The following is an 11,844-nucleotide window of genomic DNA, read 5'->3' as shown; positions in this document are numbered from 1 at the left end:
AGCTCCATGCCATGCCGATCAACTTGAACACGCTGCTTGCTCCCATTACAGAAGCTGCGCCCTGCGGCGAAGATCTGCTCTTTTCCGCCGATTTCGATGCGATCCAGCACGCGCGGCGTTTTGAAGACCCGTCGCTGGATCAAGGCGAATGGGTCACCGACATCAAGGAAGCCGACTGGCCTTTCGTGGTGGAGCGCTCCAGTGCGTTGCTGCAGACGCAGACCAAAGACTTGCGCCTCGCGGTCTGGCTCACGGAAGCACTCGCCATCGAGGAGGGCATAACTGGCCTCACACAGGGATACGCGCTGCTGACCGGGTTGTGCGAAAAGTATTGGGATGCAGTCCATCCGCTGCCGGAGGGCGACGATACCGAGTACCGCCTTGGCAATGTGGCGTGGCTCGTGGGACGAACCGGCGATCTGCTGCGCGCGATGCCGCTGACGTCGTCGCAAGGAAACGTGTACAGCACAATTGACTGGGACGTCGCCGCGCACGTGGCGCAAGCCGTGAAGCGCGATCCGGATCATGCCGACGACATCGCTCGCGGCAAGCCTTCTATTGAGCAGATCGACGCGTCAAAGCGCGCCACGCCCCCCGCGTTTTATTCGACATTGCTGGCCGAGCTGAAGGCTTTCGAAGCGGCGATGCTCGCGCTGGAACAGGAGTTGGACCGCCGCGCTGCCGACTCCGCGCCGAGCTTCCGTCAAGCCAGGGACGCGTATGAAAGCGTGTTCCGTCTTGCCGAACGCTTTGCGCGCGAGCTGGGCGTGAATACCCAGGCGCAGCAGGCACCCGCCCATGGCGCGAGTGCCGCGACGTCCCATGAACACGAACGTGCGGAGCCCACGTTCAAGACCTCTCTTCAACGCGAGGAGCCTGTGTTGACCACTACGCCGACCACCGCTATCGCAGGAATCCAGAGTCGCGCGCACGCGGTCGCGCAGTTGCGTGCCGTGGCGCGGTTCTTTCGCAGCACAGAGCCCCACAATCCGGCTGCATACTTCGCCGACAAAGCTGCGGAGGCCGCCGACATGCCGCTGCACCAGTGGCTCTCGACGGTGGTGAAAGACGACGGGTCGCTCGCGCATATACGTGAGCTGCTGGGTGTGAAGCCCGAAGAAAACAGCTAGATGCCCGCGTTGAAATGGAAAAAAGCCTGGCTGCGGTCGATTGACCGAGTCAGGCTTTTTTCATGTGTGCCGAGCCCGCGAGCAGGCTGTCAATATAGTTAGGACCCCGCGCGAAACTCAATACGCCGGTTGCGCGCGCGTCCATCCGCCGTATCGTTCGACGCGATCGGCTGGTCGGGGCCGACGCCCGTCGTGCTCATCTGCTGCGGCGGAATGCCCTTGGCGACGAGGTAACCCTTCACGGCATCGGCGCGTGCCTGGCTCAGCGCGATATTCGACGCGCGGTTGCCCGAGTTGTCCGTGTGACCGATGATCGCGACGGTCTTTGTCGTCATCTTCTGCATGGCCGCCGCCATCTGGTCGAGAATCGCGCGGCCTTGCGGCGTGAGCGTCGCGCTGCCGGTTTCGAATTCAATCGTGCGATTGGCGAGCGTCTGGTCGAGCAGGCCCTGCTCAGAGGCACTCACGCGCAAGCCGTTCTTGATCGTATAAGTCGGATTCAGTGCATTCGCCATGTCGCTCGCGAGTTGCTGGCGTTGCGACTCGTTGCGCACTTCGCCCTTCACGTCGATCTGCGTGCCGTCTATTTTCAACTGACCCTTGCTGATCTGCTTGAGTTGCGGGCCGATCAGCTTTTGCACATTTGTGGACCAGTTCGGCGGCGTCGCGACGTCGGCGACCTCGATCTGATCGACCACGTTAGCGGCGCCATACGTGTCGCGCAAACGCGCGAGCACAGCGGCTTTGGTGGCTTCGTCGGGCACTTTGCCGCCGACCACCACCTGGCCCGGCGTCGCGTTAGCGGGCGGCGGCGACGCCGTCACCGCGCCGGTGCCGGCGCCCGTCGTGCCGCTCGCGAGGCCCGCGGTGTTGAGCGCAGGCGCACTGGACGAAGCGGAGGGCAGCGCCGTCGTGCGAATCGACATGCCGCTGTTGTCGACCGGCGTGACGCGAGCCGGTCCGTCGTTGTCGGCGCGAGCGAGCGGGCTGACCAGGCCCATAACGAGCGGGCCCACGAGCAGACTCACGAGCAGCGCGCCTGAACGAGTGCGTGATGTGATCATCGCGTTACGCTCCCGTGAAGGCTTCGCGGAACGTGTCGATGCTGACGCGCAAGGACAGTTGCGGTTGGTCGAGATAGCTGACGAGCTTGCTGATGCCATGATCGTTCTGTGCGTGTTCGTCGATCCACTCGGGGTCGTCGATGTCGATGTTGTGTGCTGCATAGGCTTGCGGATCGACCACGCTGTGCAGCGTTTTCGCCGATGCACCGTTAAAGCCGATGATGAGCCGCTCGCGCTCCGCGATCGTGCCGATGAAAATGGCCAGTTCGAAATCCGCCTGCGCGACGAACGGCGCAATCAGTTCGAGCCAGAAAGCCGCGACGAGGCTGCGATAGAACGGGTCGTTGGGCAGGGGGAGCGTGAGCCCGCGTTCGAGATGCGACGAGCCGCTCTGCATGACCGGACGCAGCAGCGAACCCAGCGCGAGCATCGCGCCGCGCAGGCGCACCGGATGCCCGCTTGCAAGCAGCATTTGTTCGAGCCCGGCGAGCGTCTGGTGTTCGACGAAATCGTTGAAGGTGCCGTCATGCGGATTGCCCGGCCCTCCGCCGATTTCGATCGGTACCTGCGTTTCGCCGAGCGCCTGCAAGGCACCGGCCGGCTCGCTCGTGCCGAGCAGGGGCTTCATTTGTGCCGACACACGCGACCACAAACGCGCGAACGCGAGGGGACTGTGCGCGAGAAACGTGAGCGGCTTCTCGACCTCGAGCGCGGTGGCGGCAAGAAACGGGAAGCGTCGCGACGACTGGTCGTGACTTGCAACCATATGGCCAGCAATCGCGAGCTTGCTGCGCGAGCCGAGAAACGCGAAGTGCATGGGTTTCGCGTTTTCGTAGACGATCTTCCAGCGTGGATCGTCGGTGAGCAGCTCCATTGCTTCGGCGATCCAGCGGTCGAGCGTGGCGAGCAGCTGCGGGTTATGCGGGCTCTTTACAAAGTCGCCGCGCGAGGGAATCTTGCCGAAGTACGCGATCTGCGCCTGCACGGTCTGCGTCATTGCGCACCTCCTGTGTTCGAAACCGCGGCCGCGGCCGGCCGCGCCGCCGGCGCCGCCGACGCGACGGGCGCCGCACTACTGGCTGTGTTCGTGGCAGCGACGGAATTGGCCGCCGCACTTACGTCTGCCACCGAAGAAGGCAGACGCAGCCCGCGCAGGCTTTGCTGCTGCGGCGCGTCGCTGCTGCCGCCCGAGGCTTGCGACGTGCTGATGATGCGCATGCTGACCGCCACCGTCACGTTGCCTTGCGTCCACGACAGATCGAAGGTGCCGTCCGGGCGACGCTTGCGCTGCGCCGAATTGATCAGCTTCTCGAGACCGTAGCGGCCCGGTTCGTTGACGAGTTGCAAGGTGCGTCCGTCGAAGGTCGTAGCCGACAGCGTGGCGCCGGGCGACCCCGACGGATTCGGCCACACGAAGTTGGTCCATTGCGGCGGCGTGTTGCGGTAACGCATCTGCTGGCCGTCGATGGCGAGCGTGTACTCGGTCGTGCCGCTGCTCGGCTGCGGCTGGATCTGGAACACGGTCTGCGGTTCCGCCGAGCTCTGGCCTGCCGACGCGCCCGCCGCACCGCCCGCAAGCGGCGCGACCCAGCGCGCGAACCCATTCGTGAAGTCCGGCGTGAGCGCGAGGCCCATGTCGCCCCATGTGCGCGCTGTCAGCGTGTCGCCGCGGCGCACCGCGAGCGGCCCGAGCGTGGTGCCGACGAACTTCGCAATCGAGCCGTCCGGGCCGAACACCTGTGCGATTTCACCGGCACCGGCTTCCACCTTCGCGTCGCCGGCAAACGGATATTTGCTGGCGAGCGAGTTCTGGAATGTTTGGTACACCTGTGCGTTCCACACCTTGTTGACTTCGACGCTGGCAGGCTGGATCACCACGGCATAAGCGGCCATCAAAGGGCGCACGAGCAGCGGACGCAGCGCTTTACGCTGCGAATCGGTGAGACCCGTCAACATCTGCTCATCGACATACTTGAGCGAATCCGCGAGTTCGGAGCCGCTGCCGTCGAGCGTCTGCTGCATGAGCTGACGCGCGCCCGGTCCCGGATCGCCCTGGTTCTTGATGACGTTAAAGCGCGTGCGGACCTTGGACAACGTGTCCATATAGCCCTTGAGCATCGAGCCGTTGTCGCCCGTCTGAACAATACGCCCCAGCGCGGAGAATTCCTGTCCGATGGGACCCATCGGCATTTCCACCGGATTGCCGTTGATGTCGATGTTTGCGTTCAGCTGGCCGGTCGGCGCGCGGGAGAACCATTGCTTGAACCAGCTCGTCACGCCGCTTTGCGCGCGTTTCAGGCTCGCGTTGAAGAGCGACGGGTTGTCCCACGAAGTCTGGTCATACGCGGTTTCGAGTACTTTGCGGATCGGCGAATCCTGCGGGTCGCCGAGACGGTTCATCGCGTCCACAGCCTGCCCGAAGCTGCCGAAGCTCTGCACCGCGATGCCTTGCATGAACTTCTGCCAGTGCATTGCATACTCGGTCTTGTACATCGTGACCAGTGCTTTCTGGATCTGCTCGGGGCTGCCTTCGAGCGTCAGGTCGTCATGCGCGGAGGTGTTGAGCACCCAGTCTTTCGCCTGCAATTCCTTCGTCGCCGCCTCGCGAATCGCGGGCTGCACATACTGGAACCACGCTTCCCGCGTAAATGTGCCGGGAATCGCGTAGCTGCCCGCCACGAGCGTCGTATTGTTCTCGCCGACGATGCGCGCGATGGTCATCGGCGCGAAGCGGGTGGAGGCGCGCGCCTTGATCTCCTCATAGACGCGCTGACGCGCCGGCATGCCGCGCACTACGCGACGCAGGTTCTCGCGAGTCTGATCGACGAGGCCGAGGTTCTGGTCGATCATCGGCCAGTCGTCGTCGGAGACGCGGGACAGGTAGAAGGTGATCATGCGCTCGGCGCTGCGGATCATTTCGTCGCGAGGCATGTTGCCGCGATTCGTTTCGAGCCAGCCGCGCCAGAAACGCGCCACCTGGTCGGTCAGGTGAGCCGTTTCCACGTGACGCTTGTCGCTGAGCATCAGGTACGTCTTGAGCGCGTTGTATGCGTCTTCCACATTGGTCGGCGACGCGTCGCTGTAGAGGCCGCCCTGGCCGTTCGCCGTCATGGCGCTATGCGTCGAGACGGGAATCGCGGCGGCGTCCGGTGTGCGATTGAGCGGCGCGAGCTGATCCGGATGCGCGTTGACGTCCTTGAGGAACGACGCGAGGTTCTGCGAAACCGGATCCAGCAGAATCTGGCGCACGCCGTTGTAGTACTCGGTCAGAAGACGCTGTTCGAGACGATCGCCCTGATACAGGCCGAGCGAAACAGCGAGCGGCTTGTCGCGGCGGAACTGTTCGAGCTGATCGATACGGTCTTCGAGCACGTCCATTGCCTGCAGTCGCGATTGCAGGTCGTTGCGGTTCTGCTGCAAACGCACCACGTTGTCGAGATCGGCCTTGACGTTCTCCGCGAGTTGCTGATTGTTGACGGTCGACCATGTCCAGCCGCCGAGCGCCAGCGCGAGCACGGCGACGAAGCCGAAAAACGTTGCGTAGCGCATGCGCGTCTTTGCGGGGCTCGCGAATTGCCTGACCGTTTGCCGGTCCGCGAAAATGACCTTGGAAAAGAGGTCGCGCAGGAAGAACCCGTTCTTTGAGAACGCGCTGTGCGGCTTCGGCATGCTTTCGGCGCTCAGGCCGAAGCGGTTCGCGATGCGCGTGGCCGCGGCGCTGCTGGTTTCGCCTTCCTGCAAGGCGCTCGTGAAATAGAAGCCGCGGAAGATCGGCTTGTACTGGAACGGGTTTGTTTCAAACAGCGTGGCGAGAAAGGCGCGAAGCGCGGGCTTGATCGTGGAGAATTCGAGCGGGAAGCTCAGTTGGCCCGGCGAGAGCTTGTTGCCGCGGTTGATCGACATCTGCGCGACGCTGATTTCTTTCAGGCCGTCATAGAGTTCTTCGAAGTGTTCGTCGAAAAGGCCGACCACGTCGCGCTTTTCATCCGGCTCGTAGGGCAGGGTGGCACCCCACACGCGGTCGTATTCGTGACGGTCGCTGCCGCTGAAGAATTCGGTGAAGCCTGTGATCAGGTCGGCCTTGGTGAACATCACGTAGACCGGCGCGAACACCTCCAGCTTTTCGGTCAATTCCTGCACGCGCTGGCGCAGGTTCTTCGCAAGATTGATCGCGAATTCAGGCTTGCTGCTGGTGAGCTCCGCAATGCTCGCGGTCACGATGATGCCGTTGATCGGCGCTTTGGGCCTGAACTTCTTGAGCAGGCCGAGAAAGCCGAGCCATTCGGTACGGTCTTCCTCATGCACGGAGTAGCGTCCTGCCGTGTCGAGCAGAATGCCCTCTGTCGTGAAGAACCAGTCGCAATTGCGCGTGCCGCCAATGCCGTGGATCACCGCGTTGTTCTTGTCGGCGAACGGGAATTGCAAACCCGAGTTCAGCACGGCGCTGCTTTTACCCGCCGCGGGATTGCCGATCACGATGTACCACGGCAGTTCATACAAGGCCGAGCCGCCCGACAGCTGGCCGATCTTTGAAGTCTTGATGGTTTTGACCGCGTCGACGAGGCGCGTGCGCAGCACGTCGAGTTCCGCCTGGCGCGCCGGCGTGGGCGCCGGGCCCGCGTCGGCACTCTGCTTTTCCGCCTGCTGCTCGAGCATTTCGCCGAGTTTATCGTTCGCGCGACGCGCGCGCAGGCGGCGCGCCACCCATACGAGCAGCCATAGCGCGACGAGCGCAGCGAGCGCGATGGCCGGCCACATCAGGTCGATCTGCAGTGTATCGGCGCCGACGAAGAGGACCGCAGCGAGCGCGAGCAGGCCGATGATCGAGAGCGTGCGTGGATGGGTCAACACGTTGAGAAAGCGTCGCATAAGCCGTTCAGATCTTGGTGATATATGTTGTGGCGCGTGCTGTGGCAAACGGCATCACGAGAGGGGCGGCGTTTGAAAATGGCGTGAAAGAAAACGAAAGCCGATTCATGCGGAGGACGAAAGCGGCTGAATTGTTAAATCCGCAATCGACGGCATCATGAATAGCGGCGGGGCGTATGCGACTGCGTATGCCGGATTGCGGTTCATATTGCCGCTTTTTGCCAGAAATATTGATTGAACGCCCCATTTTCCAACCTCTTGTGCCGCTTCGCCTTAATGACCCCGCCCGAGGACGAAGCCGGGTTTGTGATATTCAACGTGCCCGAGATCCATCATTTTCCAGCGGCCGCCCCATGTCAGACCGACTTGCTCGGCTGTTTGTCCATATAACTGATAGCCTCGCATGGCCCAGGGATCTTTTTCTGAAATGACGAGCTTGCCGTCGCGCAGAAACGCATTGTCCGCCGCAAGACCGTATTGGTGATAGCTTTGAAACGCAGCGGCATTGGTCACATTGCTCCCAATTTGCGCGAGCCGGTTTTGCCGCTCCGGACTGCGATAACCTTCCAGCAGGGCCATTTCGTAGCCGTACTGCTCATGCATGATTTTGTAGACGAGCAATAAACGCGTTCGGAAATCGGCGTCGAGCAAATTCCAGTCGCGGCTTGCGTCCTTCAGCGCCGGCCGGATCTGCTCCACCTCCCGCGTGGCGAACACCTCCGGCGGCAGCGGCGGCGGGGGCACGAGCTGTTCGCCGTTCAATAAAGCAGCGATTTTTTCGTCCGGTACCCGCGCGGTGTCGTCAAATTGAAATAACTGACGGCCGCGTAATCCCAATGCCACCAATGGCGGCGTCGCAAGAATACCTGTGGTGGTAAAAATCAGCAAGCGCCGACGCGCCAGTAATTTTTTCACGTCAACCACGGTGGATTGCGAAATTCTTGCCGAGCGGGCTAATTGGCTGCGGGCGCGAGATGCACTGCTCGATGCGCGGCGCATAACACGCTCGTGAATCGTCTGCGCGGCGCCTAATAAGGAAGCACGCACTGCCGGCAAAAGCAGCATTGCCGCGATGAGGACCGCGACGGCGAAATAGGCAAGAAGTACTACGGCAATCAATGGCTACCCCGGAAATTGGAAACAATTGTATTTTGTAATGCTTGCTCTTAGAATCAGGCCTGCTCGGAGAGGAGCCGGAGCGGTATTATCACGGCGAAATAATCCAGGATTCAATGAGACAGTGAATGAGTGCGCCGGAAAATTCAAATTCCAAAGCCCCGCCAAGCCTGTTATCCGATAAGGCTAAAGGCGCCGACGGCAATGGTTCGCGAATTCTTGCGAATCTGGAAGGCTGCGTCGCGCCGCCTGCCGAAAAAACACGCCGGTCCAGAACGCCGCTTGCGCTTGGCGCCTTGCTCGTGATTGCGGCGGGCGGTTGGGGCGCGTGGCATATGCAGCAGCGCGAGCAGAACGAAACGCTGGCTGCGGCGGCATCGGCGAGCGCCGTGAACATCGCGAAGGCGGCCGCGCCGGCATCGGCCGTGAGCGACGCGGTGCAGGTTGCCGCGAATGCGCGGGCAGCAGCGCCTGCCTCGTCACAAGCCGCGACCATCATCGCCGACGACAGCGACAGCAAAGCTGCCGCCACCTCCGCGTCGGCAGCGGCGGGCGCGACGGAAAGCCGCTTGTCGCGCGCGCTCGCTGCCGGCGCGGAGCCGACGAGTGCCTCCGCGCCGGTTGCTTCGATTGCTGCAGCCGCTTCAGCCGGCGCGTCGGGTTCAGCGGCGCAGCCGGCCACGTCAACGCCGAAGCACGACAACCGTTCGGCGATCGCGAGCACGAGCAGACACGAAGCTACGACGCGCGGCAAGAAGGAAAGCGCCACGGCCAGTGCAGGCGCTCATCGGTCCACCACGACGACTGCCGTCGCTCAATCGAAGAAGTCGAAGCCAGACACGTCGTCGAAAGATGATTCGGACGCCGATCTATTGGCCGCGCTCGTTGCACGCACCAAACCGGCCGATACGAAAACGGGCGGCAGCAATGCCACGACTAAGGTGGCGAGCGCCGCGCCCGGCAACGCGAAGCTCGCCGAGCGCGTGAAAGAGTGCGGCCAGCGAGGCTTTTTCGAGGACCAGTTGTGCCGCTGGCGCGTGTGCGACGGCCATTGGGGCAAAGACCCGGCTTGCCCGGGCTCCACGCCGCAAGCGCGTCAACCCTGATTGATTCGCCGCATAGGCGGCGTACCGGACTGAAGGACTGCGAAGCTCGTGTCGTTTGCGAGCTTCATTGACCCTTCGGTTTGATTTCGCTGCCTTTCCGTCTATGATGAACCTCCCGAGTCGCACACCGATGCGATAGAACAGGAGACATCAATGAAGCGGTTTCTCGTGGCATTGAAGTATGTAGCAAGCGTCGTGACTGCTCTCGCGATTGCGGCGTGCGGCGGCAGCAATCTGAATCCTCCCAATCCCCCGAAAGTCATTATCGACAGCGACTACAACACGCTGAGCGACGACGGTCAGCTCGGCGTCATGGCGGCGCAATTGCAGGCGCAAGGATCGTTGAAGGTACTCGGCATTACCGTGGTATCCGGCAATCAGTGGTTGAAACAGGGCGTGGCGGATGCGTTGAAATCCGTGGAGCGGCTCGGCGTCGAGAAGCAGATCGGCATCTATGCAGGCGCCAACTATGCACTGTCGCACGATTTCGCCACCATTCAGGCGGAAATGGCGCAATTCCCCGGCGGCGACGGTTATCTCGGCGCGTGGGGAAGGCCCGAGCCAAAGTCGGACAGCGACCTCGTCGCGCCGCCCGACGGCTTCGCGACTCACACCAAAGTGCAGAGCAAAAGCGCGGTGGATTTCATCGTCGATTCAGTGAAGCAGAATCCCGGCGAAGTCACGATTCTTGCTATCGGACCATTGACCAACATCGCGCTCGCCACACGCCAGCATCCTGAGATCGTGCCGTTGATCAAGCAGATCATTTATATGGGCGGCGCGATCGACGTGCCGGGCAATACCACGCCGACGGCGGAATTCAACTGGTGGTTCGATCCTGAAGCGGCGAAAGAGGTGTTGCGCCTGCCGATCAAACAGGTGGTCGTTCCGCTCGATGTCACCGACACCGTGAAGATGGATAAGGCGCTTTACGATCGTGTCGCGCACGACCCGACCAAACAGACCATCATTACCCAGTTGTTCAAGACGCTGAACGGTTATGGCTTCGACGGCAAGAACGGCTTCGAGACGAACCCGAACTACACGACGAACATCTGGGACACATTGACGCTCGGCTATCTCATGCACCCTTCATTTGCGACGCAGACAGTGGACGAGTGGGTGGACGTGGACACGAGCTTCGGCGCCAATGATGGGAAAGCTACCGGCTATCCGAGTTCTCCGCCGGCCGGTGTGCAGAAGATGACGATCATCAAGCGCTTCGACAACCAGAGCTTCTTCAATTTCTATGTGGACTTGCTGACGCGACCGGTGCCGCTGCCAGGCTGACGCGTCGATACTGCTGCGAGCCTGCATTGCACGCGCTTCATGCGGGATGCAGGCCTCGCAACAACTGGCGCACGCGCGACAGGTCCTGATCGACGTGCTCGGCCTTTTCGAACAACTCCGCGAGCCAGTCGACAAGGGCACGCACGCGCGGTGACACGTGCCGATTCTTCAGATACGCGACGGAGACCGGCATCGGCACCGGCTTCCATTGCGGCAATACTTCGCGCAATTCTCCCGAGTCCAGGTACGGCTGCGCGGCAATCCGCGCCGGTTGAATCAGCCCGTGGCCCCGCAGACCGCAGGTGAGATAAGCCTGCTCGTCGCTGACCTTGATGAACCCATTCACCTTGACGCTTCGCGCCTCGCCGTCCACTTCGAAATCGAAAGCGACCTCGCGGCCGTTGTGCGGCGACATGCAATTGACGGCGACATGTCCGCGCAAATCGTCGAGACTCGTGGGCGTGCCGTAGCGCGCGAGGTAAGCGGGGCTCGCGCAGGTCACGTGTTCGAGCGTGCCGAGGTGCCGCGCCACCAGATTCGAGTCGGGCAGTTCCCCGAGCTGAATGCTGCAGTCGATGGCTTCTGAAATCAGATCGACGGTGCGATTGCTGACGCCGATGGCGAGGTCGAGGTTCGGGTAGCGCGTATGGAAATCGTCGAGGGCGGGCAGGACGATTGCGCTTGCCACCGCGCCGGGCATTTCGATGCGCAGGCGGCCCGTGAGGTTGTCGGTGGCGTGACGGATGCTCGCTTCCATCTCGTCGATGTCGGCGAGGATCTGCGCGCACCGTTCATAGTAGGCCGCGCCTTCCGGCGTGACGCTGATACGCCGGGTGGTGCGGGCGAGGAGCTGCGTGCCGAGCAGGGCTTCCAGGTTCTGGACGATAGTGGTCGCCGTCGCACGCGGAATATTCAGGGATTCCGCCGCGCGGGTGAAGCTGTTGGTGTCCACTATTCGGAGAAAGATGCGCATTGCTGTTATTCGGTCTAGCATTTGGGCTTCTCTTTTCTGTTGTGGTTTTTTTGTCTGTGGTTTGGGTTTTTTTAAACCCCTTGGCCTTTCCTTGTGTTCGTGTCGGTTTATTGGTGTTGCCCCTGTGCGGGGCGGCACCTACTTTCTTTGCATGCCGCAAAGAAAGTAGGCAAAGAAAGCGGCTCACACCGCCAGCTCATAAGTGGGTCCCCTGGCTTGGAGGGGGCAGTGGTGCATCTGGAATCGGTGTTCCCGCACATTCTGCGTTGGTGACAAGGCAGTCATTCCTCCCGCCT

The 11,844-nt window shown here is 62.0% G+C and carries 9 protein-coding genes; 3 read left to right on the top strand and 6 right to left on the bottom strand.

Annotated elements, in window-relative coordinates:
- The first annotated feature begins 11 nt into the window (after positions 1-11).
- Entirely contained in the window at positions 12-1,130 is a 1,119-nt protein-coding gene (gene tssA, locus ACEN8U_RS09400; RefSeq protein WP_310111066.1) for a type VI secretion system protein TssA, read from the top strand.
- Between the two features lie 98 nt (positions 1,131-1,228).
- Here the strand turns inward: tssA and ACEN8U_RS09395 are convergent, their stop codons facing one another.
- Genes ACEN8U_RS09395 through ACEN8U_RS09375 form a run of 5 tightly spaced genes read right to left on the bottom strand, consistent with a single transcriptional unit; the run spans position 1,229 to position 8,182 of the window.
- Positions 1,229-2,194, bottom strand: a complete 966-nt coding sequence (locus ACEN8U_RS09395; protein WP_310111068.1) for an OmpA family protein — start codon at positions 2,192-2,194, stop codon at positions 1,229-1,231.
- Positions 2,195-2,198: 4 nt separating this feature from the next.
- Entirely contained in the window at positions 2,199-3,191 is a 993-nt protein-coding gene (gene tagF, locus ACEN8U_RS09390) for a type VI secretion system-associated protein TagF (RefSeq protein WP_310111070.1), read from the bottom strand.
- Complete coding sequence (gene tssM, locus ACEN8U_RS09385) at positions 3,188-7,063, bottom strand: type VI secretion system membrane subunit TssM (protein ID WP_310111072.1); 3,876 nt, start codon at positions 7,061-7,063, stop codon at positions 3,188-3,190. Before tssM ends, tagF begins: the two co-directional genes overlap by 4 nt.
- 7 nt (positions 7,064-7,070) lie before the next feature.
- On the bottom strand, positions 7,071-7,310 hold the full coding sequence (locus ACEN8U_RS09380) for a hypothetical protein (RefSeq protein WP_368608466.1): 240 nt from the start codon (positions 7,308-7,310) through the stop codon (positions 7,071-7,073).
- Positions 7,311-7,336: 26 nt separating this feature from the next.
- The gene (locus tag ACEN8U_RS09375; RefSeq protein ID WP_310111074.1) at positions 7,337-8,182 is read right to left on the bottom strand and encodes a M15 family metallopeptidase; all 846 of its coding nucleotides are present in this window, start codon (positions 8,180-8,182) and stop codon (positions 7,337-7,339) included.
- Between the two features lie 125 nt (positions 8,183-8,307).
- Here ACEN8U_RS09375 and ACEN8U_RS09370 point away from each other — a divergent pair, with 125 nt between their 5' ends.
- Both ACEN8U_RS09370 and ACEN8U_RS09365 read left to right on the top strand, forming a co-directional pair.
- Complete coding sequence (locus ACEN8U_RS09370) at positions 8,308-9,285, top strand: hypothetical protein (RefSeq protein ID WP_310111077.1); 978 nt, start codon at positions 8,308-8,310, stop codon at positions 9,283-9,285.
- Positions 9,286-9,438: 153 nt separating this feature from the next.
- Positions 9,439-10,575, top strand: a complete 1,137-nt coding sequence (locus ACEN8U_RS09365) for a nucleoside hydrolase (protein WP_310111080.1) — start codon at positions 9,439-9,441, stop codon at positions 10,573-10,575.
- Between the two features lie 37 nt (positions 10,576-10,612).
- Here the strand turns inward: ACEN8U_RS09365 and ACEN8U_RS09360 are convergent, their stop codons facing one another.
- Positions 10,613-11,569, bottom strand: coding sequence for a LysR family transcriptional regulator (locus ACEN8U_RS09360; RefSeq protein ID WP_310111084.1), 957 nt, complete (start codon positions 11,567-11,569; stop codon positions 10,613-10,615).
- Between the last annotated feature and the right edge of the window lie 275 nt (positions 11,570-11,844).

The organism is Paraburkholderia phenoliruptrix, from assembly GCF_047325075.1.
GTDB classification, from domain to species: domain Bacteria; phylum Pseudomonadota; class Gammaproteobacteria; order Burkholderiales; family Burkholderiaceae; genus Paraburkholderia; species Paraburkholderia phenoliruptrix.
This window is presented reverse-complemented; position numbering and strand designations above follow the sequence as displayed.